The sequence below is a fragment of the Streptomyces sp. T12 genome, from assembly GCF_028736035.1.
Lineage (GTDB): Bacteria > Actinomycetota > Actinomycetes > Streptomycetales > Streptomycetaceae > Streptomyces.
Genome location: NZ_CP117866.1, coordinates 8,995,637 through 9,019,746, shown reverse-complemented (window position 1 = coordinate 9,019,746; position 24,110 = coordinate 8,995,637). Strand labels below are relative to the sequence as shown.

Here is a 24,110-nt window from a genome sequence, read left to right as displayed (position 1 = left end):
CCGAGCGGCGTACGGGAGAGACCATGGATCTCGCCTTTCTGCATCCACTGTACGAACACTCCGGGCCCTGGGCCTCCGTGTACGTGGACACCTCCCGGCACACGGAGGACACACCGCATGAGCGCCACCTGACCGCCCAGGCCCTGTCCCGGGAACTGGCCGAGCAGGGCGCCGACGACGCGACCTGCCGGGCCGTACGGAACGCGCTGGAGGAGTTGGAGCACTCCTCCGAGCCCCATGGACGTGCGGTCTTCGCCCGAGCGGGTGAGGTGGTCCTGGATCCGCCCCTGGCCCGCGCCCCGCTGCGCGACAGCGCCCACTGGGCGCCGCTGCCGCACACCGCGCCGCTGCTGGAGCTGGCGGGTGAGGACCCGGTCTGTGTGGTGGCCTACGTCGATCGCAAGGGCGCCGCCTTCGAGCTGCGCACCGCGCTGGGCCGGCAGGACGTCGGTTCGGTCACCGGCCGGCAGCATCCGATCCACCGTACGAGCACGGTCGACTGGTCCGAGCGGCACTTCCAGCTCAAGGTGGAGAACACCTGGGAGCACAACGCGGCCGAGATCGCCGACGCGCTCACCGTCTGCCAGGAGGAGACCCGCGCCGACCTGCTGATCCTCGTGGGTGACGACCGGGAGCGGCGGACCGTGCACGACCGGCTGCCGCAGCGGCTGCACGACCTCGTGGTCGAGGCCCCGCACGGCACCGGCAGCAGGCTGCTCGACGCGGACGTCGAACAGGCGCGCGAGGACCATGTACGGCAGCGGGCGGAACGCGAGCTGGAACGGTTCCTGGCGGCCCGCGCGCCGGATCCCGAGGGGCGCTCCGCCGCGGTGGAGGGCGTACCGGCGCTGATCGAGGCCGCGCGGGAGCACCGTATCGACGAACTCCTGATTCGCCCGGACGCTCCCGACGCCCACCGCGAGGTGTGGATCGGCGAGGATCCGGACCAGGTGGCGGTACGCCGTACGGACCTGAAGATCCTCGGCGAGCAGCGCTCCTGGGCGGCCCGTGCGGATGACGCGCTGATCCGGTGCGCGGTCGCGACGGGCGCACCCGCGCTGTCGGTGACACCGGCGGCCCCGGCCACGGAGCCGGCGGGCGGGCTGGGGGCACTGTTGCGCTGGACCTGAGCGCCGTTTGAGGACGAGGCCCGTTCAGGGCCGAAGAACTACCGCGGCCGCTCCACCCTCCGTTCGTCCCACACCGGCTCCGGTGTCTCGCGGACGCGCCCGTCGCTGCCGAAGACCAGGTAACGGTCGAAGGAGCGGGCGAACCAGCGGTCGTGCGTCACCGCCAGCACCGTGCCCTCGAAGGCCTCCAGCCCCTCCTGGAGCGCCTCCGCGGACTCCAGGTCGAGGTTGTCGGTCGGCTCGTCGAGGAGCAGGGCCGTGACCCCCTCCAGCTCCAGCAGGAGGATCTGGAAGCGGGCCTGCTGGCCGCCGGAGAGGCGGTCGAAGGCCTGCTCGGCCTGATGGGTGAGCTCGTAGCGGCGCAGCCGGGACATCGCGGCGCCCCGGTCCTGGGCGTGCTCCTTCCACAGGATGTCGAGGAGGGTCCGGCCCATCAGCTCGGGGTGCGCGTGCGTCTGCGCGAAGTGGCCGGGCACGACGCGCGCGCCCAGCTTCCACTCGCCCGTGTGCGCGACGTCGTCGCCGGCCAGCAGACGCAGGAAGTGCGACTTGCCGGAGCCGTTGGAGCCGAGGACGGCGACGCGTTCGCCGTAGAAGACCTCCAGGGAGAACGGCTTCATCAGACCCGTGAGCTCAAGCCCCTTGCAGGTGACGGCCCTCATCCCGGTACGGCCGCCCTTCAGCCGCATCCTGATGTCCTGCTCGCGCGGCGGCTCCGGCGGCGGTCCCGCCTCCTCGAACTTGCGCAGCCTGGTCTGGGCGGCCCGGTAACGGGAGGCCATGTCGGGGCTGTTCTCGGCGGCTTGACGGAGGGTCAGCACCAGCTTCTTCAGCTGCGCGTGCTTCTCGTCCCAGCGTTTGCGCAACTCCTCGAAGCGGGCGAAGCGCTGGCGCCGCGCCTCGTGGTACGTCGCGAAGCCGCCGCCGTGCACCCAGGCGTCGGCCCCGGCAGGCGAGGGTTCCACGGAGACGATCTTCTCGGCGGCGCGGGCGAGGAGTTCACGGTCGTGGGAGACGAAGAGGACCGTCTTGCGGGTCTCCTTCAGCCGCTCCTCCAGCCACCGCTTGCCGGGTACGTCGAGGTAGTTGTCGGGCTCGTCGAGCAGCAGCACCTCGTCGGTGCCGCGCAGCAGCGCCTCCAGCACCAGCCGCTTCTGCTCACCGCCGGAGAGCGTGCGCACCTGGCGCCACTGCGCCTTCTCGTACGGCACGCCGAGCGCGGCCGTGGTGCACATGTCCCACAGCGTCTCGGCCTCGTACCCGCGCGCCTCGGCCCAGTCGGCGAGCGCCTGCGCGTACTTGAGCTGGGCGGCCTCGTCGTCGACGGTCATGAGGGCGTGCTCGGCGGTGTCGACGGCCTTCGCGGCCTCGCGGATGCGGGGCGGCGCGACCGACACGAGCAGGTCGCGTACGGTCGTCTCGTCCCGTACGGATCCCACGAACTGCCGCATCACGCCGAGGCCGCCACTGACGGTGACGGTGCCGCCGTGCGGTTTCAGCTCGCCGGAGATCAGCCGCAGCAGGGTCGTCTTGCCGGCACCGTTGGGCCCGACGAGCGCCACGACGGCGCCTTCGCCCACCCGGAACGACACGTCGCCGAGCAACGCCCTCCCGTCGGGGAGGTAGTACTCGAGGTGCGCGGCTTCCAGGTGTCCCATAGGGCCGCATTCTGAGGTCCACCAACGGCACCGGGCAAACGCTTATCCGGCGCTCACTTCCCCTTTCAGGGCCGAAGCGGCCGCGCGCGGCCTACTCGGCGTCCACCGGCCGCCCCGTCGGCCCACCCTCCCCCGCCGGAGCCACCACAGCCCCCGCCCAGGTCAGCGCCTTCCACCCATCGGACGGTGACCCCTCCAGGATCACCACGCCGGTGTTGTCGAGCGGCCGCGCGGCGGCGAAGGCGACGTCGACGTTGCCCGCCCGCGCCGCCGTCCACAAGCGGATCGCGGCACCGTGGCTCACCATCACCACGGTCCCGGCCCCGCTGTCGGCGGCCTCCGCCACCACGGCGTCATAGCGCGCCAGCGCCTGCGCCCCGCTCTCACCACCCGGCATGTGCAGCTCCGTGTCGCCGGCCGCCCAGGCGAACACGGTCTTCATGTAGGCGTGCCCGGCCTCCGTGTCACCGCGCAGCATCTCCAGCTCCCCCGCGAACACCTCACGGATCCCGTCGCGCACGAGCACGTCGAGGCGGTGCACGGCAGCCAGCGGGGCGGCGGTGAGCTGGGTGCGGATCAGCGTGGAGGCGTAGATCGCCTCGATGTCCTCGTCGGCCAGCGCCGCTGGGAGGGCGGCGGCCTGCTGTTCGCCGAGTGCGGTCAGGCCGGCCCCGGGGACGGCCGTGTCCAGCAGGTACTCCACGTTGGAGGGCGTCTGTCCGTGGCGGACGAGGAGCAGGCGCATGTACGGGTTCCTCCGTGTGTCGGTCACCGTCGGCCGGACAGGAATCGGCCACTTCAGGGTACCCAGCCCTGTATGAGCCCAGACGTCGACCTCACCGTCCCGAAGCCCGGCCGGCACGCCCTGCGCGACCGGCTCCTCGCCCTCGACTCCCGGCTGTTCGAGTTCGCCGCCGAGCGGAACTGGCCGTATGCCGAGCGGGTCCTGCCGCGGCTGAGCCGGAGCGCGAACCACGGGGTGCTGTGGTTCGCGACGGCCGCCGCCATCGCCGCCGGCAGTACGCCACGGGGCCGCCGGGCCGCGGCTCGGGGTCTCGCCTCGCTGAGCCTGGCCTCGCTGACCATCAACACCCTCGGCAAGCGGTCGGTACGCCGTCCCCGCCCCGTCCTGGACCCCGTACCGCTGGTCCGGCAGCTGAAGCGGCAGCCGATCACCACCTCGTTCCCGTCGGGTCACGCCGCGTCGGCGGCCGCGTTCGCGACCGGTGTCGCCCTGGAGTCGCCCGCGTGGGGCCTGGTGGTGGCCCCGATCGCCTGGTCGGTCGCGCTGTCGCGCGTCTACACCGGCGTCCACTTCCCGAGCGACGTGCTGGCGGGCGCGGCCCTGGGCACGGGTGCGGCGTTCGCGGTGCGGGGCATGGTGCCGACGCGTGATCGGCTGATCCCACCGGCCCGGCCTCGTACGGACGTTCCGGCGCTGCCGGACGGAGCCGGGCTCGTCGTGGTGGCCAACAAGGGGGCGCGCACGGCAGACCGGGTGCACGCCCTGCTGGACGCGCTGCCGCGCGCCGAGGTCGTCGAGTGCGAACCGGACTACATTGGCGCCGAGTTGAACAAGGCGGCGGCCCGCGCGCGGGTACTCGGCGTGTGCGGCGGCGACGGCACGGTGAACGCGGCCGCCGAGGTGGCCCTGCGGCACGGTCTGCCCCTCGCCGTGCTGCCCGGCGGCACGCTGAACCACTTCGCCCACGACCTGGGCGTGGAGGACGAACGCGATCTGATCCGCGCCGTCCGGCGGGGCGAGGCCGTGCGCGTGGACGTGGGCCGGTTCACCTGCGACGGACAGCACGGCCTGTTCCTCAACACCTGCAGCCTGGGCGTGTATCCGGAGCTGGTGCGCAAGCGCGACCGCTTCTCGCCCCGGATCGGCGCCTGGCCGGCCGGCGTGCTCGCGACCCTGCGCGTCCTGCGCAGCGACCGCCACCCGCTGCACACCGAAGTCGCCGGCCGCGCCCACCCGTTGTGGCTGCTGTTCGCCGGGAACGGCACCTACCACCGGCTGGGCCTCGCGCCCGCCCGCCGCCTGGACCTCGCGGACGGCGTACTCGACGTACGGGTCGTGCACGGCGGCCGCCGCCCCGCTCTGCGCCTGCTCGCGGCCGCCCTCGCGGGCCCGCTGACCCGCTCTCCGGCCCATGCGGCGGTCCAGGTGGGCCGACTGCACCTGTCGGGGGTCACCCCGGGCGCGCTCCTCGCGTACGACGGCGAAGTCACCGAGGTGGGGGGCGAGGTGACGCTGGAGAAGCTGCCGGAGGCGCTGACGGTCTACCGTCCACTGCCGGGCACCTGATGGTCCGTCAGTCCACATAGCAAAACGGATGTCTCAGCATTCGACATGCTGGCCTACGGTGTCGAGTACCGCCCGGCGGGGCCGCGCGCCCCGTGAGCCGGTACGACGCGACGAGGGGAACACGCATGTCGAAGGCCCAGGAAACCGCCGTCTACACGCACGGGCACCACGAGTCCGTGCTGCGTTCGCACACCTGGCGCACCGCCGCCAACTCGGCGGCCTATCTGCTCGGCTCGCTGAAGCCGCACATGAGGATCCTGGACGTCGGCTGCGGACCGGGCACGATCACCGCCGACCTGGCGGCCCTGGTCCCCGACGGACACGTCACCGGTGTCGACCGGGCGCCGGAGATCCTGGAGCAGGCCCGGGCCACGGCCGCCGGACGGGGTCTGACGAACGTCGGGTTCGCCGTCGCGGACGTGCACGCCCTGGACTTCCCGGACGACACGTTCTGCGTGGTCCACGCCCACCAGGTGCTCCAGCACGTCGGCGATCCGGTCGGGGCGCTGCGCGAGATGAAGCGGGTCACCAAGCCCGGCGGGTTCATCGCGGTCCGCGACTCGGACTACGCGGCCATGACCTGGTACCCCGCGTCCCGGGGGATGGACGACTGGCTGGACCTGTACCACCGCGTCGCCCGCGCCAACGGCGGCGAACCGGACGCCGGGCGCCGGCTGAAGTCCTGGGCGCTGCGGGCGGGGCTCACGGACGTCACGGCCACTTCGAGCACCTGGACCTACGCCACGCCGGACGAGCGGGCCTGGTGGAGCGGCCTGTGGGCGGATCGCACGCTGGCCTCGGCGTATGGCGAGCGGGCCACGGAGGGCGGGCACGCGAGCGCCGAGCAGCTGCGGGCCGTTTCGGAGGCGTGGCGGGAGTGGGGACGGCAGGAGGACGGCTGGTTCAGCGTGCTCCACGGGGAGATTCTGTGCCGAAAGGAAGCCTGAATCGCGAATTTCTGGTAACTCGACGAGCAGGAGGTCAAACAATGGTTCCCATTCTGCTCGTGTTGCTACTGGCCCTGATTCTGTTCGGTGCCGGATTCGCGCTGAAGGCCCTGTGGTGGATCGCGATCGCGGTTCTCGTGGTGTGGCTCCTGGGTTTCGTCATGCGTGGCACGACCACGGCAGGCGGCAGGGGTCGCTGGTATCGGTGGTGAGTTGAATTCATTCCCAGGGCGATTTCATTCCCTGGGAAGCAGCGGTCCCAGCGGCCCGAGGTCCAGGTTCAGGTCCTCGGGCCGCAGTCCGTAGCGCTCGCGCAGCTCGGTCATACGGTCGTCGAGCAGCATCAGCGTGAGCCCGATCCGTTCCTCCTGCTCCTCGCTCAGGTCGCCCTCGTCGAAGCGGCGCAGTGCCTGGCGTTCCATGAGCTGGCGCAGCAACTCCACCACCGTCAGCACGAGTTTCACCAGGTCGCGTTCCACGGTGTCGGGTTCGAGGTCCAGCCGGTTGCGGCGTGACGTCATGTCAACTCCCCCCAGGGTGACGGGACCTGCTCGTTGACAGAGCTGATCAGCGCGTTCAGGTCGATGCGGACGAGGTCGACGTCCGCGATGCGCAGGGTGACGTCCCCCGTGACGACGACGCCTCCGGCGAGCAGCCGGTCGAGCAGGTCCACGAGGGCGATCTCACGGCGTTCGACGACGGTCACGGCCCCACCTCCGGCTCTTCCTCCGTGAACTCCCCCGCGAACTCCCCCGTGAAGGAATAGGCCGCCCAGGGTCCGGTGAGTTCGACCCGGATTCCGGGGGCGTCGTCCTTGGCCCGGTCCACCAGTTCCACGAATTCCTCGGAATCCGCGCGCGGCACCAGATAGGCGGCGTTGATCACATTCTGCCCGGGGGCACGGGAAAGTGCGGAGTTCTGCGGGGCGTGCAGCCGGGAATCCTCGGCGAACGAGGAAAGCCTTTCGTGCAGTCGGCCGGAGAATGCGGCGGCCCGGTGCCACACGTCCTCGCGGGCCCGCGTCTGCATGCGCCGCCGACGCAGATAGTCGCGGCCCGACACGGCCTTGGGCTCCGGCCGACCGGTGCCCGCGGCTTCCGTAAGTCCGGCGCGCTCCGTGGGCCCGGCGCGCTCCGCCGGCGTCAAAGGCCCGGGGGGCTTCGGTGCCTTGGTCGGCTCCGTTTCGGCGTAGACCTTGACGCCCCACTCCACCCGCCCTTCCAGCCGGTCGAGGACGCGCCGGAAGTCCTCCTCGCGGGCCTCCATCATGGTCCGGACGCCGCTGTCGTCCCGGAACACGGTGGCCAGCCGCAGCGGCAGCGGTGTGGTGACGACGGTGAGCGCGTCGATGACCGTCTGGTGGGCACGGGCCGTCGCGGTGAGCCAGTCCAGGTCCTCCAGGTGGGCGCGCAGCGGCTCCTCGGCGAAGTCCGCCTCGGGCACCGTACTGACCACGGCGATCAGGCCGTGGTGCGTCAGCTGCTTCGGCGGCGCCCCGGCGACCCCCGACAGCTGGGCCTGGAGGGCGGAGCGAAAGGGACGGCAGACGGCGTAGACGTAGCGCAGGCCGGTCATCGGGCCTCCTCCTCTTCCCCGGCGGGCTCCAGCCGGGCCAGACGCTCGCGCAACTCCGCGTTCTCCCGGGCGAGTTCCTTGCGGCGGGCGCCGGAGGACAGTGCCGGGTCGTCCTCCCACCAGTCGATGCCCATTTCCTTCGCCTTGTCGACCGAGGCGACGATGAGGCGCAGCTTGATGGTGAGGAGTTCGATGTCGAGCAGGTTGATCCGGATGTCGCCCGCGATGACGATGCCCTTGTCCAGAACCCGTTCCAGGATGTCGGCGAGGTTGGCGCCGCTGCCCTGGCCGTAGGGCTCGGGGAGCCGGCTGGACATCGTCATCGTCGGCTCCCGCCGCCGGCGTACTCGGGCTCGGTCTCGTCCTCGTACTCGTCCTCCTCCTCGTACGCGTCCTCGGGTTCCTCTTCGTCCTCGTCCTCTTCGTCTTCCTCGTACGCGTCCTCGGGCTCCGCGTCCTCCGCGTACTCGCCGGTCTCGTCGCTCTCGCCGTTCTCCTCGTTCTCCTCGTTCTCGTCGTACTCCTCCTCCTCGTCCTCTTCCGCGACCGCGTCCTCATGGCTGCGGACGACCTCGCCGTCACGGATCTCGCCGCGCCAGCCGTCCTCCGCCTCTCCCTTGAGGGTGACGAAGCGGACGTAGTTCTTGAGGTCGAGGCGGGCCCGGCGGCCCTGGGCGCGCCAGAGGTTGCCGGTCTTCTCGAACAGGCCCTGGGGGTAGTACTCGACGACCAGCAGGACGCGCGTGAGGTTGTCGTCGAGCCGGTGGAAGGAGACGACGCCCTTCGTGGTGCCCTTCGCGCCCTCCGACGTCCAGGCGATCCGGTCGTCCGGCACCTGCTCGGTGGTGTGCGCCTTCCAGCTGCGGTTGGACCAGAAGACCTTGAGCTGCCAGTCGGAGGTCGTGTCGTCGGCGCGTTTCGCGCTCTTCACGCCCTTCGCGAAGGTGCTGAAGTCCTGGTACTGGGTCCACTGGTCGTAGGCGGTGCGCAGCGGCACGCCGACGTCGACGTACTCGATGATGACGGTGGGCTTGTTGCCCGCCCCGCCCTTGCGTTTGCCCTTGCCGCCGCCGAGATTCTTGAACGCGCCGACCACGCTGTCCTTGGCGTGTCCGGCGCCGACCTCCAGCGCGGTGCGCAGCGGGCCCTTGCCGTCGGCGAGCTTGCGGCCGCCGTCGAGGGCGAGCTTGCCCAGGCCGGGGCTGTTGCCTTCGGCTATGTCGTTCAGCTTGACCGTGGCCTCGCCGAGTTTGCGGCCGGCGCCGACCAGCATCCGCTGGGCCTGCGCGGCGAGGTACTCCTGCAGTTCGGCCTTGAGCCGGTCGGCGGCCTCTCTGTGGGCCACGCCGGCGAGTGGCTGCTTCGCTGCTCCGCGGGCCGCGGAGCCCGCGGAGCCCGCGGAGCCGAGCGTCTCGGTCATCACCCGTCACCGCCCTTCGACCGGCGCGCTGCCCGGCCGCTACGGGCGGCTGTGCGAGTTCCGGTCGTCTTCCTCGCGGCCGACTTGCCGGTCCCGCTCCGCTTCGCCGCGGCCTTCTTGGGCGCTGTCCTGCCGGCGGTGGTCTTCTTCTTCGCCGCCGTCTTCTTCGCGGGGGCCTTCTTGGCCGCCTTCTTGGCGGTCTTCTTCGGCGCGGCCCGCTTCGAAGCCGCCTTCCCTGACGGCTCCTCGTCCTCGGGCTCCTCCTCGGCCTCCTCGGATTCCTCGGACTCCTCGTGCCCCTCGGGCTCGTCGGACTCGCGGTCCTCGTCCTCGGCGCGCGGCTCCTCGTCCTCGGTGGCCTCGGTCTCCTCGTCGGACTCCTCGTCCTGCGCGCCGAGGTCCGGTGTCGGCACCGCGCCCGACAGCTGCTCGCGCATCTCGGCGGTGCGTCCGTGCAGCCGGTCGGCGAGCGCGTCGAGCCGTCGCTCGACCAGGGCACTGGAGGCCGCCCCGCCGACGCCGCGCAGGTCCTCGCGCAGCTGTTCCCCGATCTCCTTGAACTGCGGGTTGTTCTGGAGCTGTTGGGACACCATGTCCGTGACGGCCCGCGGGCTCAGATGCATCCGCTTGCCGGCCACGAGCGTGCCGACGGCGAACGCCAGTTTCATCTTCTTCGTCCGTCCGAGGACGTATCCGGCCCCTACCGCGAGGCCCAGTCCCACTCTGTTCATCGTGCCGTCCCGTCGCCGTTCCCATAACCTGCGCGCAGGCCGATCTCCAGCCGGGCGAGGAGCTCGTCCTCGCGCCGGTCGAACTCCTCCTCGTCGATCTCGCCCGAGGTCAACTGCTCCTCCAGGCTCGCCAGTTCGGCCCGCACGGTGGAGGGGTCGTAGTAGATGCGTTCCGCCTCGCGCAGCACCTGTCCGATCACCCAGCCGCTGCCGCGCACCGGGGCGAACGGCAGCAGCAGGACCTCTCCGATCAGTCCCACGGCCTCACTCCTTCGCCGTTTCGCCGCCGACCATGCTGTCCGCGGGCTCGGCGGGGCCGGGCTCGACGAAGCTGTACGGCGGCAGCGGGCCGTTGACCCGCAGGTCGAGGTGCGGATGGCCCTTGCGGAGCTGCTCGACGGCGGTCATGAACGTCTCGGCCGAGCCGCGGTCGACCAGGAACGACACGTTGGCGAGCCAGCCGGTGGATTCCGGACCCACACTGACCGCGTCCGCTACCGGCTCCAGCGTGTGCTGCACGTCGGTCGCGTCCTCGGCCTCCTGGGCCTTGACCGCGGCGACCACCATCTCGCCGAGCCGCAGCCGCTCCTCGTAGGAACCGCCGCCGGTCTGCCGGTTGGCCTGCGTCATGGCCCGGATCTCCGGATTCTCGGCCAGGACGCGGTGCAGCACGGCCTCCTCGGCGTGCGTGGCCTTCACGTTGTACTCGACCTTGCCGTCGAGGGCCCCCAGGCGTTCCTTGTAGTGCTCCACGCGTTCGGCGAGCACCCCGGTGACCGTGTCGTCGTCGGGGGCGACGCTGCCGAACCGCATGGGCAGTACGCAGCCGCCCGCGCCCGCCTCGGCGAGCACGGTCGAGTGGGCAAGCAGTTCCTTGCGCTTGGGGCGCAGCCCTTCGGGGGCGTCGCTGACCACGGCGGCGAGCGCACCCTCCTTCAGGACGCGCACCGGGCGCGGCGGGTCGCCGACACCGCCCAGGTCCCCCGGAAGGTCGGGATGCGAACTCGCGGTGATGCCGTACACATACGTGCTCACTCCTGCTCCTCCTTCCTGCGCGCCGTGGTGGACTTGCGGGTGCGCTGCTTGGGCTGCGCCTCGCCTTCCTCACGCGCCTGCTTGAAGGCGTCGGAGATGGTCTCGGCAGCGCCGGACAGCGCCCCCTTGGACTTGCCACGCGCGCCGGACTCGGTGATCTCACCGACCAGGTCGGGCAGGCCTGGCGCCTTGCGCGGCCCGGCCTCCAGGTCGAGCCGGTTGCACGCCTCCGCGAAGCGGAGATAGGTGTCGACGCTGGCGACGACGACACGGACGTCGATCTTCAGGATTTCGATGCCGACCAGGGAGACGCGCACGAATGCGTCAATGACGAGCCCCCTGTCGAGGACGAGCTCCAGTACGTCGTAGAGGCCGCTGCTGCCGCCTCCGCCGCCGGTCTGCTGTGCCGGGACAACGGTCATGCCGACCGTTCCTCCTTGTCTCATGACGGGGTGCTTGGGGTGGGCGGTGCGGCCTACCGACCGCCGGGCCTGTGTGCGTCGGAACGGCCACGTTCGTAGCGACGCACGCGCCGATACCCGGTGAGCTGTCCCTCGGGGTCGAGATCGACCTGGTAGCTCGCCAGCAGACTCATCGTGTCGGGGACGCGGACCAGTTCCAGGACCTCGATCTCGAGCGTCCAGCCGTCCTCCGTCTGCTCGAAGGACGACACCGTCTCCGCGTTCATGCCGGTGAGTTCGGCGAGCTGGCTGCGTGCCTGACTCAGGATCTCCATGGGGGTCGGCTGCTTGTCCGCCCCGCCCGTCTGCCGTCTGGATGATTTGGGTGTGTTCTGTGAATCATTCATGGGCGCCTCCTGCGCCGAGTGGCCCGGGAGGCTCGGCCCAAACCCCTGGTACGGCTACTTCAGCCTCGCAGTACGTCGAGCCTGCGCCGGGCCGGTCCGAGGGCGCGGCCCCGGTCCAGCAGCCCGGACCAGGGGTTGGTGCGGGCGTGCTCCGCGGCGTCGGCGATGGTCCAGCGGCGGGCGTGCAGGTCCGGGTCGTCCAGATCGGCCCAGGTCAGGGGCGTGGCGACGGGTGCGCCGGGCCGGGCGCGGACGGTGTAGGGGACGACGGCGGTCTGGGCGTAGGCGTTGCGCTGCACGTCGAGGTAGAGGCGGTCGCCGCGGTCCTTCTTGCGGGCGGCGGTGGTGAGCCGGTCCGGGCGGGCCGACTCCAGGACCCCGGCGACGTCCTTGGCGAATTCCCGGACCTCGTCGAAGTCGTGGTGCCCGTTGAGCGGTACGACGATGTGCAGCCCGCGCGAGCCGGTGGTCATCGGCGCCGAGGGCAGCCCCAACTCGTCGAGCAGCTCACCGAGCAGCCCGGCCGCCTCCCTGACCTGCGCGAAGGAGTCCTCGGCCGGGTCGAGGTCGAAGACCATCCGGTCGGGCCGGTCGACGCGGTCGGTGCGGGAGAGCCAGCGGTGCAGGGTGAGGCAGGCCTGGTCGGTGAGGAAGACGAGGGTGGCGGTGTCGTCGCAGACCGTGTGACAGACGGTGCCGTCCTCTTTGGACACCTCGGCGCGGGTGATCCACTCCGGATAGTTCTCCGGGGTGTTCTTCTGCATGAACTTCGGCCCGTCGACGCCGTCGGGAAGCCGCTCCAGCATCAGCGGGCGGCCGCGCAGGTGCGGCAGCATGAACGCGGCGACGGACCGGTAGTAGTCGACGAGGTCGCCCTTGGTGTACTCCTTGGCGCCGCCGCCACCGGGGAACAGCACCTTGTCGACGCGTTTGACCTCGACCGTACGGCGACCGGCCCGCACCTTCCTCGTGGCGTCGTCGCCGGTCATCGGACGACGGCCTCCTCGACCAGCAGCTTGCCCGCGGCGGCGATGGACGCGGCGTCGATGCCGGCTGCGTGCAGCTGCTCGTCCGGGGACGCCGAGCCCGGCATCATGCGGACGGCGAGGCGCACCAGGCGCGGCACGGGGCGCCCGTCGAGGAAGGCGTCGAGGACGGCGTCGCCGATGCCGCCCTCCTCGTGGTGGTCCTCCACGGTGAGCAGGCAGCCGGTGTCCTCGGCGGCCCGGCGCAGGGTGGCCCGGTCGACGGGCTTGACGGAGTAGAGGTCGACGACCCTGACCTGGATGCCGTCGCGGTCCAAGGCGTCGGCGGCGGCGAGGGCCTCGTGCACGGTGACGCCGGCGGCGACGACGGTCAGCCGGTCGTACGGGCTGGACCGCAGCACCTTGCTGCCGCCGACGGGGAACTCCTCGTCGGGGCCGTAGATGACCGGGGCGGCGCCGCGCGAGGTGCGCAGATAGCGGACGCCTTCCAGTCCGGCCATGGCGGCGACGAGCTGGGCGGTCTGGTTGGCGTCGCACGGGTACAGCACGGTCGAGCCGTGCACGGCCCGCATCATCGCCAGGTCCTCCAGGCCCATCTGGCTCGGCCCGTCCTGCCCGATCGCGACGCCGGCGTGCGAGCCGACGAGGTTGATGTCGGCGCCACTGACCGACGCCATGCGCACGAAGTCGTAGGCGCGGGTCAGGAAGGCCGCGAAGGTGGAGGCGTACGGCACCCAGCCGCGCGTCGAGAGCCCCACCGCGGCGGCGACCAACTGCTGCTCGGCGATGTAGCACTCGAAGAAGCGGTCCGGGTGTTCCTTGGCGAAGAACTCGGCGCGGGTGGAGTCGCTGACCTCACCGTCCAGGGCGACGACGTCACCGCGGCCGGTGCCGAGGGCGGCGAGCGCCTCGCCGTAGGCGTTCCGCGTGGCGACCTCCTCCCCCTTCTCCCAGCGGGGCAGTTCGACGTGCCCGGCCGGGACGGCGTGCAGCATGCGGGCGGCGGGCGGCTCATGGACACGGACCTGGATGTCGCGGGGGCCGCCGAGCTCGGCGATCGCCTCCTCGGGGTCCGGCAGCGGCTTTCCGTGCAGTCCTTCACGGTCCTGGACGGATTGGACGCCCTTGCCCTTGAGCGTGCGGGCGAGGACGACGGTGGGCTGCCCGCTGGTGGACCGCGCCTCCCCGAGCGCCCGGTCGATGGCGTCCACGTCATGCCCGTCCACCTCGATGGTGTGCCAGCCGAAGGCCTGGAAGCGGCGGGCGTAGGCGTCGAGATCATGACCATGCCGGGTCGGGCCGCGCTGGCCCAGCCGGTTCACGTCGACGATCGCGGTGAGGTTGTCCAGATGCTCGTACGCCGCGTGCTCGGCGGCCTCCCACACGGACCCCTCGGCGAGCTCACTGTCCCCGCACAGCACCCACACCCGGTACCCGGACCGATCGAGCCGCTTCCCGGCCAGCGCGATCCCGACCCCGATCGGCAGCCCTTGCCCGAGCGAGCCGGTCGCCGTCTCCAGCCACGGCAGCCGGCGCGGCGTGGGGTGCCCTTCGAGACGGCTGCCGATCTTGCGGAAGGTGAGCAGTTCGCCGTCCTCTATGGCGCCCGCCGCCTTGTAGGCCGAGTACAGGAGGGGCGAGGCGTGCCCCTTGGACAGGACGAGGCGGTCGTTGGCGGGGTGGGCGGGCCGGTCGAAGTCATAGCGAAGGTGGTTCGCGAGGAGTACGGCCGTCAGATCGGCGGCAGACATCGACGACGTCGGATGCCCCGAACCGGCCGCAGCTGAGGCCCGCACACTGTCCACCCGCAACTGCTGGGCGAGCTCGACGAGTTCAGCGGTGTTCATGAGGCGCCTTCCGAAGGGTTGTGGAAACGGTGTTCGGGCGGTTCGGGGGCTGTGGGGGCGTCGGGGTGGGGCTTGTGGATGGACGGGGTGCCAGGGAGTGGTTCGCCGGTCTCGGGGGTGACGGTGGAGGGGGCGCTGCCTGCGGGGGCGCCAGAGGACGGTTCGCCGTTCCCGGGGGCGGCGGTGACTGGGTCGCCACCAGCGGGCGCGCCAGAGGACGGTTCGCCGTTCCCGGGGGCGGCGGTCGAGGGGGCGCCACCAGCGGGGGTGCCGGGGCGCGGCTTGCCATGCGGTCGGGGGTCGGGGCGCTTCACGGGGCCAGGGGGTTCGTCGTGCTTGGCGGCGTCGGGGTCCTGGACGGGGTCGGGAGGTCCGGACTTCTCGGGGGTGCCGGCGCGGCCCCGGCCTGATGCCCCGCCACCCTTGACGGCATCGGGGCGCCGGACGGAAAGGGGAGCCCCGAAGCGCTTGCTGTCCTGGGCCTCAATGGCATCAGGGTGGTCTGCGGAGCTCGGCGATTCGAAGCCCTTCGCGGGCGCGGCCGGGTCGCTGCCCGCGCCCGAAGATCCGGGGTCCCTGCCGGCACCGGCATGCTCGACGGCGCCCGCGGCGGTCGCAGGCCCTGCCCCCGAACCCTTGGCGGGCCCAGCACCAGACCGGCTCCCCACTCCCCCCTCCCCCTCCGTCTCCCCCCGCCCCGGCACCCGAGGCACCTCCGGTGACGCGGTGTCCAGCGGTACCGACCACGCTCGCACCAGGCCCAACTGCACGGCCTGGCGCGGCAGTACGGCGTCCAGGAGCCAGTCGGCGGCGACGCGGACGCGGTTGCCGGGCATCGCGGCGAGGTGGTAGCCGCGGGCGACCGCGCCCGCCGCCACGCCGGACAGGTGGACGCCGAGCGGGTTGGCGGCCGCCTTGACGCCGCCCAGGTCCACGACGAAGCCCATGTCGCGGTGGCGGTAGGCGCGCCGCTCCCCGATGCCGAGGGACGCGGCGACGTTGTGGGCCACGGCCTTGCCCTGCCGCCAAGCGTGCTGGGCGGTCATCGGCGTGTACGCGCCGGGTTTCTCCAGGTCGGGCACGGCGGCCCCGTCCCCGGCGGCGAACACCTCGGGCCGGCCCGGCACCTGGAGGAGCGGGTCGACGAGAAGGCGGCCCCGCTCCAGGGGCAATCCCAGGGACTCGGCGAGCGGATCGGGCCGTACGCCGACGCACCACACCAGCGTGCGCGTGTCGACGAACTCGCCGTCGGTCAGCAGCACTCCGCTGTGCGTGGCCTCCTTCACGGAGGTACCCATCCGCACCTCCACGCCCCGCTGCCGCAGCACCCGGTCGGCGGTGCGCGACAGCCGCTCGTCCAGCTCGGGCAGGACGCGTTCGGCGATGTCGAGCAGCATCCAGCGCGGCCGTATGCCTGCCCGCAGGGGGTGTTTGCGCACCTGGGAGTCGGTGAACAGCTTGCCCTGCGCGGCGACCTCCGTACCGGTGTATCCGGCGCCCACCACCACGAAGGTGCACCGCGCCGAGCAGCTCTCGGGGTCGTCGGCGGCGGCCGCGAGCTCCACCTGCCGGGTCACATGGTCGCGCAGATACAGCGCCTCGGGCAGGCCGCGGAAGCCGTGCGCGTGCTCGGCGACGCCGGGGATGGGCAGCAGCTTGTTGACGCTGCCCGCGGCGAGGATCAGCCGGTCGAAGGTCAGCGTCCCGCCGTCGCCCTCGGGGCCGGTGTAGTGCACCGTGCGCCCGTCGAGGTCGATGGCGTCGGCCTCGCCCAGCACCAGCCGCACATGGGGCAGGGTGCCGGAGAGGGAGACGGTCACCCGGCGCGGTTCCAGGATGCCGGCGGCGACCTGGGGCAGCAGGGGCAGATACAGGAAGTAGTCGGTCGGGTTCAGCAGGGTGATGTCGGCCTTGTTCCGGGCGAGCCGGGACAGGGTGCGGGCCGCCCGGTACCCGGCGAATCCGGCGCCGACGATCACGATGCGGGGTCGACTCACGGTTGGCCTCCGGGGCTGTCGCGTACCTCGGGAGCCTTCCGCGTCCCCCTGGTCAAGGCCCCCAAACGTCGCCCCGGGGCAGCACCGGTTTCCGGCACGCCGACCCGGCCGGCCCGGTTTCCCGTCGGGCCGCCGGGTACCCGGACGGCAACCCGTCCCGCCGCTGACTCGACGCGGCAGTCCCGGAGGTGTCTCCATGCCCGAGTACGGCCACTTCCTGGCGTGCGAGGAGTTCCGTCCCGCCGAACTCGTCGAGCAGGCGAGGATGGCGGAGCAGGCCGGATTCCAGTCGCTGTGGATCTCGGACCACTACCACCCGTGGAACGACGCACAGGGCGAGAGCCCGTTCGTGTGGTCGGTGATCGGCGCGCTCTCGGAGGCGGTGTCGCTGCCCGTCGAGACGGCCGTGACCTGCCCGACCGTGCGGACCCACCCGGCGGTGGTGGCGCAGGCGGCGGCGACCTCCGCGGTCATGACGAACGGCCGTTTCCGGCTCGGCGTCGGCAGTGGTGAGGCCCTCAACGAGCACATCCTCGGGCATATCTGGCCGCCCGCGAGCGTACGCCTGGAGATGCTGGAGGAGGCGATCCTGATCATGCGCCGGCTGTTCACCGGCGAGGAGGTCAGCCATTACGGCGCCCACCACCGGGTGGAGAACGCCCGCCTCTACACGGTCCCCGACGAGCCGGTCCAGATCGACATCTCCGGCTTCGGCCCGGCGGCGACGGCGCTCGCGGCCCGGGTCGGCGACGGCTTCATCACGATGATGCCGGACCAGGAGCTGGTGACCCAGTTCCTCCCCCACTGCCTTAAAGGCGTGGGGGCACCCCCATCGGGCGGCGGGCACGCCAAGCCGGTCATGGGCGGCACGAAGGACTGCTACGGCACCGACCGCGACGAGGCCGTACGCACCGTACGGCGGCTGTGGTCCAACCAGCTGCTGCCCGGCGAGATGGCCCAGATCCTGCCCTCGCCGCGCCACTTCGAGCAGCTGGAACCGCTGGTGACCGAGCAGATGGTGAGCGAGAACACGGTGTGCGGGGACGACGTCGACGAGCACGTGACCGAGCTGAACGCCTTCGCCGACGCGGGCTTCGACCGGGTCTACGTCAGCCAGATCGGCCCCGACCAGCGCGGCTTCTTCGACTTCTACCGTACGAAGGTGCTGCCGCAGCTGCAGCCGTGACAAGGGGCAGGACCCACGCGATGAAACTCCACCTCCCCGTCGTCTCCGTCTACACGGTGCCCACCGACGCCCCCGAGGCGGACGGGACGCTGGCCTGGAACTCCACGACCGTGGTGATCGCCGAGGTGACGGCGGGCGACGCGACCGGCACCGGCTGGACGTACGGCCCGGCGGCGGTCGGCGACCTCCTGCGCGACCACCTCGCACCCCTCGTCGAGGGGCGAAGCGCCCTGGACATCCCGGCCGCGCACGAGGCGATGTCCCGCGCGGTCCGCAACGCGGGCCGCCCGGGCGTCGCCGCCTGCGCGATCTCGGCGCTGGACATCGCCCTGTGGGACCTCAAGGCCCGCCTGCTCGAACTGCCCCTGGCCCGGCTGCTGGGCATCTGCCGGGAACACGTCCCGGTCTACGGCAGCGGAGGCTTCACGACGTACCACGACACCCATCTGGCCGCCCAGTTGAACGGCTGGGTGCACGGCCAGCACATCCCACGCGTGAAGATCAAGATCGGCGAGGACTGGGGCCGCGCGGTCCTGCGCGACCTCTCCCGGGTCGAGGCGGCCCGCCAAGTGGTCGGCCCCGAGGCCGAGTTGTACGTCGACGCCAACGGCGCCTACACCCGCAAGCAGGCGGTCCGCGTCGGCCGTGCCCTCGCCGAGCACGGCGTCGGCTGGTTCGAGGAGCCGGTGTCCTCGGACGATCTGACCGGCCTGCGCCTGATCCGCGACGCCTTGGCGTGCGACATCACGGCCGGAGAATACGGCTACGACCTCCCGTACTTCGCCCGCATGATCGCCGCGGGCGCGGTCGACTGCCTCCAGATCGACGCGACCCGCTGCGGCGGCCTCACCGAGTTCCTGCGCGCCGCCGCCCTGGCCCAGGCCCATGGCCTGCAGGTCTCGGCGCACTGCGCCCCGCACGCCCACGCCGCCGCGGCCGCCGCGATCCCCAACCTCCGCCACATCGAGTGGTTCCACGACCACGTCCGCATGGAGGACATGTTCTTCGACGGCGCCCTGGACCCGACGGGCGGCACGGTGACCCCGACGCAGGGCATCGGCCACGGGCTGACGCTGAGGGCGGAGGAGGTACAGGAGTACCGGGTCGCCTGACACCGGGTCGCCTAATGGCGAACCAGGCGGGTCAGCCGTCGTGCCGCCAGAACACCGGCGCCGATCGTGAGCGCCTGCCCCACCCTGCCGCGGTTACGGGAGAGCCACTCCTGTGAGCTGCGCCGATGGGACTCCTCGTCGAAACGCCCATGCGCCCCGAAGTCCCGCCCCCGCGCCCCGTCCGCCGGCGTCCACAGGTTCCCCGGCCCCGGCTGCTCGCCCTCGTCCTGCTGCGCCTCGAAGCCGGTCCTCGCCAGATACCGGTCCAGCAGGCCGGGCACGACCGCGTTGGCCATCAGCGTCGCCACCGTGGAGCCCCCCACCCAGTACTCCCGCCGCCGCCCGTGCCCGGCCGCGTGCACGATCGCCCGCGCGGCGACCTCGGGCTGGTACACCGGCGCCACCGGCCGGGCCCGCCCCGGGAGGCGGTTCAACACCCAGTCGAACTGGGGGGTGTTGAGGGCCGGCAGCTGCACCATCGTCGTGCGCACCCGGCTCCCCTCGCGGAGCAGTTCGCAGCGCAGTGACTCGTTGAAGCCCTGGATGGCGTGCTTGGCTCCGCAGTACGCCGACTGCAGCGGAATCCCCCGGTAGGCGAGCGCGGACCCGACCTGCACGATCGTGCCCCGGTCGCGCGGCAGCATGTGGTGCAGGGCGGCCCGGGTGCCGAACACACAGCCCAGGTAGGTCACTTCGGTCACCCGCCGGAACTCGTCCGGGGTGACCTCGGTGAACGGCGCGTAGATCCCGGCGAAGGCGTTGTTGACCCAGACGTCGATGCGCACGAAGGCGTCGACGACCTTCTGCGCCGCGTCGTCGACGGCCTTTGCGTCGGCCATGTCCACGCTCACGACGAGGGCCTCACCGCCGGCCCGCTGCACCTCGTCCGCCGCCCCGGCGAGGCCCTCGCGCCCCCGGGCCAGCAGGGCGACCCGGTCGCCCCGCGCGGCGAAGGCGAGGGCCGCGGCCCGGCCGACGCCGCCGCTGGCCCCGGTCACCACGACGGTCCTGCCAGGCCCCGGCAGGGCGGTCTCCCACGGCCCGCGCACTGCGCATCACGCCCGGTGGTGCGGCTGCTCGGGGTCGATGTCGTCCGGATGCGGCGTCCGCGCGTCGGGCATGTCCGGCGGCACCGCACCGGGTACTCCCGTCCCGGGCGGGCCGGCCGGCATCGGCGGGTAGGGCAGGCCGAGCCCGCCCGGCGGGGCGGCCGGTGCCGTGCCGCCGACGGTGCGTCCATGGGCGGCGGCCAACTCGGCCTCGTGCTCCGGCGTCGGCCGGGACGCCGACGGGCGTGCCACGCCCCGCAGCACGTACGCCACCACGCCGAGGATGACCGCGGTGATCAGCGCGGCGGCCCAGTCCGGCAGCCCGGTGGCCAGGCCGAGCCCCAGGGCGAGCGCGAGGGACGCGCCCGCGTACAGGGCGACGGCGCCGGAGCCGGCGTACAGCATGGCCCGGCGGCGCTGCCTGCGCGTCTGCTCACGCAGCTCGTCACGCACGGTCTCGCGCGCCACCTGCGCCAGCTCGTCGACCAGTTGCTTGTCCAGGTGCTCAAGATGATCCAAGCGGTTCATGGCCGCCGAGTACCCGTACACGCGTACGCATAACGCGCTCCGTCACACCCCGTACCGGCGCGTGAGCCGTCGCAGGAGTGAAGGATCGCGTGAGGGGATCGCGTGAAACGATCTCCCTGCCCGAGGGCCCCCAACTAGGCTCGTCCGTATGGACATCCTGGGAACCACGCTGCGCGTGTGCGTCGACGACCTGGAGAGGGCAGTCCCCTTCTACGAGCGCCTCGCGGGCGGCACAGCCCTCCGCTTCGAACGCGGCGGCGTGCAGGTGGCCGCGGTGGGCTGCTTCCTGCTGATGAGCGGTCCGGAGGCCGAGCTGGAAGTGCTGCGCAAGGTCGCGGCGACGATCGCCGTCAAGGACGTCGAGGAAGCCCACCAGGTGCTCAGCGACCTGGGCGCCCACATCGTCGCGGGTCCGGTCACGACGCCGGGGGGCCGCAATCTGATCGCCATGCATCCGGACGGGGCGATCTACGAGTACGTGGACCGTCAGAGCTGATCCACGCCGCAGCAGCGCGACGGGTTCGTCGGGCGTGAGGTTGTCCGGGTCGAGGACGTCGGCGTCCAAGTGCGACCAGAATCCGACCGGTTGCCAGGTTGGAGGGGGCGTCGAGCACGACGAAATTCCGCATGCGGTCCATCCCCTCGGACGTAGAGTCGGCCCTCGACGCCCATTCACAGGAGCGCGAGCGGGAGCGGGAACATGAGCGAGCAGCACACGTACCGGGTGATCGTCCGGGGCACCTGGGACGGGCTCACCGACGAGGCCCGGGCGCGGCTGCTCGCCGAGGCCGCCGAGCACGGTCTGAGCAGCATGCGGTTCTCCGAGGAGGGCTCGCTCTCCTATGAACCGTCACCGCTCAAGCATTTCTCGATGCGGTACGTGGTGGTCTCGGACGCGGCGGACGGCGAGGAGATGGCCGGCGCGATCGCGGAGGACCGCGCCGAGACCACGCTCCGGGAGCTGGGCTATGGCTTCGGCGCCCTGAAGTCGACGGTCACCGACCTCGACACGATGAAGATCAACTTCAAGCCCGCATCTCGGCGGTGACGGCCCACCGCTGATGGTCGCGCCACGCCCCGTCGATGAAGAGCATGCTCGGCGAGAAGCCCTCCAGGCGGAAGCCACAGGCGCGGGCGAGGGCGATCGAGGCGGTGTTGGCGGGCTGGACGTTGATCTCCAGCCGGTGCAGCCGCATCGGCCCGAAGGCATGGCCCACCACCAGGTCCAGGCCCTCCCGCATCAGGCCCCGCCCGGCCGCGTGGGTGAAGGCGCCGTAACCGAGGGCGCCGCTCTGGAAGGCGCCCGCGACGATGTTGTTGATGTTGATGAACCCGGCGATGCCCCCGCCGTCGCCCTTCTCGCAGACCAGGAACCCCGCCTTGGTCGGATCCTCGATCAGCCGCCCCGCGTAGGCGGCGTACGCCGCGGCGCTGTCCGGCGGGAAGAGCCACGGCTGGTGCAGTTCCTTGCTCTCCCGGGCACGCGCGGTGAACTCGCCACCGTCCTCGTAGGTGAAGTGGCGTATGCCCACACGGGGGCCCTCGGCGAGATAGCGGGACGGAGGGTGAGGCATTCCGCCAGCCTACGACCCGCTAGCGGCGCCGCGTCATGAAGTACGCCCCGAACAGCGCACCGATGACGCCCATGCCGAGCAGCGCCAGCCACAGCGGCATCGTCACCAAGGGGACCAGCAGCCGGATCTCGGTCTCGCGGGTGTTCTCGAAGATGAAGATCAGCGCGAGGGCGACGAGCACCAGAACGGCGACCCTGGCGGGGGTCAGCGCCCCGCCCAGGCCTCTGCGCTGCCCGCCGGCCCTCCCGCCGCTCTCCGACGTCTTCGCGGTCATACGACAAGGATGCTCCCGAAGAGGCGATCACGCACGGTGAGCGGCTCTCCCGGCTCTCCCGGCTCTCCCACCTCGCTCAGCCGACCACCGGCAGCTGGAGCACCCCCGTGTCCCCGGGCGCGCTGACCACGGTCACCGGCTTGATCCCCCGGTTCCCGAAGTACGCGTCGTCACTCGCGGAGATCACGAACCGCAGCCGGTGCCCCTTCTCGTACCGGTGCACGATCCCCGGCAGGGTCACGGTGAAGCCCTTCGTGACGTCGGGCACCCGCACCGGCGCGACCAGCCGGTGCACCAGCGTCCGACTGCCGTCGGGGGCGACGTCGTACAGCTTGGCGAACAGGACGAGCTTGTCGGCGGCGTCCGGGGAGTGCTGGGTCCGCTCGGCCTTCGGGGAGAGGACCTTCAGCGTGGCCCGGGGCGCGCCCACGACGTCGGTGGTGCGCCCGAGCGGCTCGCTGGTCCAGCCGAGGTAGGTGCCCGGGGTGTCGTGCGGTGCCGGGTCCGGCAGCCCGAGGATCCCGTACAGCGAGCTCTCCGAATGGCTCGTGGAGACAAGCCAGTTGGTGTACGTACGACTGCCGCGCACCACCTTGCTGCGGTTGTCGACGAGTTTGCCGTCGCCGGAGAGGTAGAGGGTCCGGCTCGGGGCGGGGACGCGGTCGGCGGTGGCGTAGGTGCCGTTGGGGTCAGTGATCCAGTCCCGGTAGTAGGCGAAGGCCGGTCCCGTGTCGACGCTCTTCTTCCCCAGGTAGCGGTCGAACCAGGCGAGGATGCGACGGCCGACGTAACTGGTCTCCAAGTTTCCCTGGCCTAGGTTGAGTTCACCGGCTGCCGGGTCGGTGATGCCGCCGCTGTGGCCCCAGGACTGCCAGATCATCTTCGTCGGCGTTCCCTGGCCCTTGAGCGTCTTGTACGTCGCCGTCGCCTCGTTGAGGTTGAAGAGGCTGTCGGCCTGGCCCTGGACGAGGAGGGTGGGTGCCTTGACGCGGCTCAGGTACGACACCGGCGAGACGCTGCGTGCGTAGGCGAGCAGCTCGGCGGTCTGCTTCGCCGGGTAGCGGCCGGAGTTGAGGGTGCGGACGGTGTCGCAGGCCTTGGTGACGAAGTGCAGACAGGCGAGGGAGTTGATGCGGGAGGGGTCGAGGCTCGGCTCCAGCAGGGGCTGGCCCTCGCCGATGAGGTAGAAGCCGTTGGCCCACTGCCATTTGAAGGCGCCGGGCACGCTGCCGCTGCCTATGGTGTTGTTCGGGTCGAGGGAGTACGCCAGGTCGTTCCAGGTGATCATCGGGACCAGGGCGTCGAGTCGCTGGTCGACCGCGGCCGTGGCCAGCTGGATGGCCCCGCCGTAGGAGCCGCCCACCATGCCGACGCGCGGGTCGCCGGGGGCGTCGAGGGTGACGAAGTCGGCCTTCGTGCCGTCGTCGGCGGCGCGCCTGCCGCCCAGGAAGTCGACCAGCCGCGAGGCGGCGACGCCGTCGATGGTGGGGTCGTCGAGCGAGATCAGGCAGCCGGACTTGCCGAAGCCGAGCCCCGAGTAGACGAGGGAGACGTACCCGCGCTGAGCGAAGGCCTTGCCGATGGCGTCGGTCGAGCCGTCGGACTTGCTGCCGCCGAAGCCGTTGGTGGCGAGGACGGCGGGCGCGGGGTGGGCGCGGTCCACGCCCGCGGGCCGGTACAGGTCGGCGTCGACCGTGCACGTACGGCCGCCTGCCTGGACGGTGAACTTCAGGGCGGTGACGGTGAACTGGCCGGTCGCAGCGGCGGCCGGAGCGGTGAGCGCGAGGGGTGCGGTGAGCGTGGCGCCGAGGACGAGGGCGAGTGGGGCTCGGAATCTGGGCACACGACGGGACACGGAGACCTCCACATTGAGGCACGCTGGGGACAGCCCTGCTTACCGACCAGTAAGTACTGGCTGGTTGTCATGGTGTGACACGTGTCA

The 24,110-nt window shown here is 71.7% G+C and carries 28 protein-coding genes; 8 read left to right on the top strand and 20 right to left on the bottom strand.

Annotated elements, in window-relative coordinates; all coding sequences use genetic code 11:
• The first annotated feature begins 23 nt into the window (after window positions 1-23).
• Window positions 24-1,130: a Vms1/Ankzf1 family peptidyl-tRNA hydrolase gene (locus PBV52_RS40480; protein ID WP_274245731.1), complete on the top strand. Its 1,107-nt coding sequence runs from the start codon at window positions 24-26 to the stop codon at window positions 1,128-1,130.
• Window positions 1,131-1,168: 38 nt separating this feature from the next.
• Here the strand turns inward: PBV52_RS40480 and PBV52_RS40475 are convergent, their stop codons facing one another.
• Complete coding sequence (locus PBV52_RS40475; protein WP_274245729.1) at window positions 1,169-2,788, bottom strand: ABC-F family ATP-binding cassette domain-containing protein; 1,620 nt, start codon at window positions 2,786-2,788, stop codon at window positions 1,169-1,171.
• A 91-nt stretch (window positions 2,789-2,879) separates the two neighbouring features.
• Window positions 2,880-3,533, bottom strand: a complete 654-nt coding sequence (locus PBV52_RS40470) for a histidine phosphatase family protein (RefSeq protein ID WP_274245727.1) — start codon at window positions 3,531-3,533, stop codon at window positions 2,880-2,882.
• Window positions 3,534-3,605: 72 nt separating this feature from the next.
• On the opposite strand from PBV52_RS40470, the gene PBV52_RS40465 reads away from it, so the two are divergent.
• The 3 genes from PBV52_RS40465 (at window position 3,606) to PBV52_RS40455 (ending at window position 6,258) form a co-directional block, all read left to right on the top strand.
• Window positions 3,606-5,099 (top strand): bifunctional phosphatase PAP2/diacylglycerol kinase family protein, encoded by a 1,494-nt coding sequence (locus PBV52_RS40465; RefSeq protein ID WP_274245725.1) that lies wholly within the window; start codon window positions 3,606-3,608, stop codon window positions 5,097-5,099.
• Window positions 5,100-5,224: 125 nt separating this feature from the next.
• The gene (locus PBV52_RS40460; protein WP_274245723.1) at window positions 5,225-6,046 is read left to right on the top strand and encodes a class I SAM-dependent methyltransferase; all 822 of its coding nucleotides are present in this window, start codon (window positions 5,225-5,227) and stop codon (window positions 6,044-6,046) included.
• A gap of 41 nt (window positions 6,047-6,087) precedes the next feature.
• The gene (locus PBV52_RS40455) at window positions 6,088-6,258 is read left to right on the top strand and encodes a hypothetical protein (protein WP_062702272.1); all 171 of its coding nucleotides are present in this window, start codon (window positions 6,088-6,090) and stop codon (window positions 6,256-6,258) included.
• 24 nt (window positions 6,259-6,282) lie between these two features.
• Here PBV52_RS40455 and PBV52_RS40450 read toward each other — a convergent pair whose 3' ends face one another.
• The 13 genes from PBV52_RS40450 to PBV52_RS40390 are packed head-to-tail and all read right to left on the bottom strand — an operon-like array spanning window position 6,283 to window position 16,445.
• A complete protein-coding gene (locus PBV52_RS40450; protein ID WP_274245718.1) occupies window positions 6,283-6,567 on the bottom strand; it encodes a gas vesicle protein K in 285 nt (94 codons plus the stop codon).
• Entirely contained in the window at window positions 6,564-6,752 is a 189-nt protein-coding gene (locus PBV52_RS40445) for a gas vesicle protein (protein WP_274245717.1), read from the bottom strand. Before PBV52_RS40445 ends, PBV52_RS40450 begins: the two co-directional genes overlap by 4 nt.
• Window positions 6,749-7,621, bottom strand: coding sequence for a GvpL/GvpF family gas vesicle protein (locus PBV52_RS40440; RefSeq protein ID WP_274245715.1), 873 nt, complete (start codon window positions 7,619-7,621; stop codon window positions 6,749-6,751). The genes PBV52_RS40445 and PBV52_RS40440 overlap by 4 nt, the downstream gene beginning before the upstream one ends.
• Complete coding sequence (locus PBV52_RS40435; protein ID WP_274245712.1) at window positions 7,618-7,944, bottom strand: gas vesicle protein; 327 nt, start codon at window positions 7,942-7,944, stop codon at window positions 7,618-7,620. Before PBV52_RS40435 ends, PBV52_RS40440 begins: the two co-directional genes overlap by 4 nt.
• Entirely contained in the window at window positions 7,941-9,041 is a 1,101-nt protein-coding gene (locus tag PBV52_RS40430) for an SRPBCC family protein (protein WP_274245710.1), read from the bottom strand. Before PBV52_RS40430 ends, PBV52_RS40435 begins: the two co-directional genes overlap by 4 nt.
• Window positions 9,041-9,772, bottom strand: a complete 732-nt coding sequence (locus PBV52_RS40425) for a DNA primase (RefSeq protein ID WP_274245708.1) — start codon at window positions 9,770-9,772, stop codon at window positions 9,041-9,043. Before PBV52_RS40425 ends, PBV52_RS40430 begins: the two co-directional genes overlap by 1 nt.
• Window positions 9,769-10,032, bottom strand: a complete 264-nt coding sequence (locus PBV52_RS40420; RefSeq protein WP_274245706.1) for a gas vesicle protein GvpG — start codon at window positions 10,030-10,032, stop codon at window positions 9,769-9,771. The genes PBV52_RS40425 and PBV52_RS40420 overlap by 4 nt, the downstream gene beginning before the upstream one ends.
• Window positions 10,033-10,036: 4 nt before the next feature.
• Window positions 10,037-10,807 carry a GvpL/GvpF family gas vesicle protein gene (locus PBV52_RS40415; RefSeq protein WP_274245705.1) on the bottom strand — a complete coding sequence of 257 codons (771 nt, stop codon included), beginning with the start codon at window positions 10,805-10,807 and terminating at the stop codon, window positions 10,037-10,039.
• A complete protein-coding gene (locus PBV52_RS40410) occupies window positions 10,804-11,229 on the bottom strand; it encodes a gas vesicle structural protein GvpA (protein ID WP_274245703.1) in 426 nt (141 codons plus the stop codon). Before PBV52_RS40410 ends, PBV52_RS40415 begins: the two co-directional genes overlap by 4 nt.
• A 53-nt stretch (window positions 11,230-11,282) precedes the next feature.
• On the bottom strand, window positions 11,283-11,615 hold the full coding sequence (locus PBV52_RS40405; protein ID WP_274245702.1) for a gas vesicle protein: 333 nt from the start codon (window positions 11,613-11,615) through the stop codon (window positions 11,283-11,285).
• A gap of 59 nt (window positions 11,616-11,674) precedes the next feature.
• Window positions 11,675-12,604 carry a non-homologous end-joining DNA ligase gene (gene ligD / locus PBV52_RS40400; protein ID WP_274245700.1) on the bottom strand — a complete coding sequence of 310 codons (930 nt, stop codon included), beginning with the start codon at window positions 12,602-12,604 and terminating at the stop codon, window positions 11,675-11,677.
• Entirely contained in the window at window positions 12,601-14,448 is a 1,848-nt protein-coding gene (locus PBV52_RS40395) for a transketolase (protein WP_274245698.1), read from the bottom strand. The genes ligD and PBV52_RS40395 overlap by 4 nt, the downstream gene beginning before the upstream one ends.
• On the bottom strand, window positions 14,445-16,445 hold the full coding sequence (locus tag PBV52_RS40390; RefSeq protein WP_274245696.1) for an FAD-dependent oxidoreductase: 2,001 nt from the start codon (window positions 16,443-16,445) through the stop codon (window positions 14,445-14,447). Before PBV52_RS40390 ends, PBV52_RS40395 begins: the two co-directional genes overlap by 4 nt.
• A gap of 196 nt (window positions 16,446-16,641) precedes the next feature.
• Between PBV52_RS40390 and PBV52_RS40385 the strand changes: the two genes are divergently transcribed.
• Both PBV52_RS40385 and PBV52_RS40380 read left to right on the top strand, forming a co-directional pair.
• Window positions 16,642-17,631: a TIGR03557 family F420-dependent LLM class oxidoreductase gene (locus tag PBV52_RS40385; RefSeq protein ID WP_274245694.1), complete on the top strand. Its 990-nt coding sequence runs from the start codon at window positions 16,642-16,644 to the stop codon at window positions 17,629-17,631.
• Between the two features lie 20 nt (window positions 17,632-17,651).
• A complete protein-coding gene (locus tag PBV52_RS40380; protein WP_274245693.1) occupies window positions 17,652-18,743 on the top strand; it encodes an enolase C-terminal domain-like protein in 1,092 nt (363 codons plus the stop codon).
• Between the two features lie 11 nt (window positions 18,744-18,754).
• Here PBV52_RS40380 and PBV52_RS40375 read toward each other — a convergent pair whose 3' ends face one another.
• Window positions 18,755-19,792 (bottom strand): SDR family oxidoreductase, encoded by a 1,038-nt coding sequence (locus PBV52_RS40375; protein ID WP_274245692.1) that lies wholly within the window; start codon window positions 19,790-19,792, stop codon window positions 18,755-18,757.
• Window positions 19,793-19,798: 6 nt separating this feature from the next.
• Window positions 19,799-20,320, bottom strand: coding sequence for a phage holin family protein (locus PBV52_RS40370; RefSeq protein WP_274245691.1), 522 nt, complete (start codon window positions 20,318-20,320; stop codon window positions 19,799-19,801).
• Window positions 20,321-20,468: 148 nt separating this feature from the next.
• Here PBV52_RS40370 and PBV52_RS40365 point away from each other — a divergent pair, with 148 nt between their 5' ends.
• Both PBV52_RS40365 and PBV52_RS40360 read left to right on the top strand, forming a co-directional pair.
• Window positions 20,469-20,816, top strand: a complete 348-nt coding sequence (locus PBV52_RS40365) for a VOC family protein (RefSeq protein WP_274245690.1) — start codon at window positions 20,469-20,471, stop codon at window positions 20,814-20,816.
• A 204-nt stretch (window positions 20,817-21,020) separates the two neighbouring features.
• Window positions 21,021-21,368, top strand: coding sequence for a DUF6204 family protein (locus tag PBV52_RS40360; RefSeq protein WP_274245689.1), 348 nt, complete (start codon window positions 21,021-21,023; stop codon window positions 21,366-21,368).
• Here the strand turns inward: PBV52_RS40360 and PBV52_RS40355 are convergent.
• The 3 genes from PBV52_RS40355 to PBV52_RS40345 form a co-directional block, all read right to left on the bottom strand.
• Window positions 21,346-21,894, bottom strand: a complete 549-nt coding sequence (locus PBV52_RS40355; protein ID WP_274245688.1) for a GNAT family N-acetyltransferase — start codon at window positions 21,892-21,894, stop codon at window positions 21,346-21,348. The two genes, PBV52_RS40360 and PBV52_RS40355, sit on opposite strands and share 23 nt — an antisense overlap.
• A gap of 19 nt (window positions 21,895-21,913) precedes the next feature.
• Entirely contained in the window at window positions 21,914-22,168 is a 255-nt protein-coding gene (locus PBV52_RS40350; RefSeq protein ID WP_274245687.1) for a DUF1049 domain-containing protein, read from the bottom strand.
• A 76-nt stretch (window positions 22,169-22,244) separates the two neighbouring features.
• Window positions 22,245-24,023 carry a CocE/NonD family hydrolase gene (locus PBV52_RS40345; RefSeq protein ID WP_274245686.1) on the bottom strand — a complete coding sequence of 593 codons (1,779 nt, stop codon included), beginning with the start codon at window positions 24,021-24,023 and terminating at the stop codon, window positions 22,245-22,247.
• Between the last annotated feature and the right edge of the window lie 87 nt (window positions 24,024-24,110).

Excerpts from the sequence above, each read along its gene's own strand:
- PBV52_RS40480 (WP_274245731.1), top strand. The coding sequence starts at position 24 with ATGGATCTCGCCTTTCTGCATCCACTGTACGAACACTCCGGGCCCTGG.
- PBV52_RS40475 (WP_274245729.1), bottom strand. The coding sequence starts at position 2,788 with ATGGGACACCTGGAAGCCGCGCACCTCGAGTACTACCTCCCCGACGGG.
- PBV52_RS40470 (WP_274245727.1), bottom strand. The coding sequence starts at position 3,533 with ATGCGCCTGCTCCTCGTCCGCCACGGACAGACGCCCTCCAACGTGGAG.
- PBV52_RS40465 (WP_274245725.1), top strand. The coding sequence starts at position 3,606 with ATGAGCCCAGACGTCGACCTCACCGTCCCGAAGCCCGGCCGGCACGCC.
- PBV52_RS40460 (WP_274245723.1), top strand. The coding sequence starts at position 5,225 with ATGTCGAAGGCCCAGGAAACCGCCGTCTACACGCACGGGCACCACGAG.
- PBV52_RS40455 (WP_062702272.1), top strand. The coding sequence starts at position 6,088 with ATGGTTCCCATTCTGCTCGTGTTGCTACTGGCCCTGATTCTGTTCGGT.
- PBV52_RS40450 (WP_274245718.1), bottom strand. The coding sequence starts at position 6,567 with ATGACGTCACGCCGCAACCGGCTGGACCTCGAACCCGACACCGTGGAA.
- PBV52_RS40440 (WP_274245715.1), bottom strand. The coding sequence starts at position 7,621 with ATGACCGGCCTGCGCTACGTCTACGCCGTCTGCCGTCCCTTTCGCTCC.
- PBV52_RS40435 (WP_274245712.1), bottom strand. The coding sequence starts at position 7,944 with ATGACGATGTCCAGCCGGCTCCCCGAGCCCTACGGCCAGGGCAGCGGC.
- PBV52_RS40430 (WP_274245710.1), bottom strand. The coding sequence starts at position 9,041 with ATGACCGAGACGCTCGGCTCCGCGGGCTCCGCGGGCTCCGCGGCCCGC.
- PBV52_RS40425 (WP_274245708.1), bottom strand. The coding sequence starts at position 9,772 with ATGAACAGAGTGGGACTGGGCCTCGCGGTAGGGGCCGGATACGTCCTC.
- PBV52_RS40410 (WP_274245703.1), bottom strand. The coding sequence starts at position 11,229 with ATGACCGTTGTCCCGGCACAGCAGACCGGCGGCGGAGGCGGCAGCAGC.
- PBV52_RS40405 (WP_274245702.1), bottom strand. The coding sequence starts at position 11,615 with ATGAATGATTCACAGAACACACCCAAATCATCCAGACGGCAGACGGGC.
- ligD (WP_274245700.1), bottom strand. The coding sequence starts at position 12,604 with ATGACCGGCGACGACGCCACGAGGAAGGTGCGGGCCGGTCGCCGTACG.
- PBV52_RS40395 (WP_274245698.1), bottom strand. The coding sequence starts at position 14,448 with ATGAACACCGCTGAACTCGTCGAGCTCGCCCAGCAGTTGCGGGTGGAC.
- PBV52_RS40385 (WP_274245694.1), top strand. The coding sequence starts at position 16,642 with ATGCCCGAGTACGGCCACTTCCTGGCGTGCGAGGAGTTCCGTCCCGCC.
- PBV52_RS40380 (WP_274245693.1), top strand. The coding sequence starts at position 17,652 with ATGAAACTCCACCTCCCCGTCGTCTCCGTCTACACGGTGCCCACCGAC.
- PBV52_RS40370 (WP_274245691.1), bottom strand. The coding sequence starts at position 20,320 with ATGAACCGCTTGGATCATCTTGAGCACCTGGACAAGCAACTGGTCGAC.
- PBV52_RS40365 (WP_274245690.1), top strand. The coding sequence starts at position 20,469 with ATGGACATCCTGGGAACCACGCTGCGCGTGTGCGTCGACGACCTGGAG.
- PBV52_RS40360 (WP_274245689.1), top strand. The coding sequence starts at position 21,021 with ATGAGCGAGCAGCACACGTACCGGGTGATCGTCCGGGGCACCTGGGAC.
- PBV52_RS40355 (WP_274245688.1), bottom strand. The coding sequence starts at position 21,894 with ATGCCTCACCCTCCGTCCCGCTATCTCGCCGAGGGCCCCCGTGTGGGC.
- PBV52_RS40350 (WP_274245687.1), bottom strand. The coding sequence starts at position 22,168 with ATGACCGCGAAGACGTCGGAGAGCGGCGGGAGGGCCGGCGGGCAGCGC.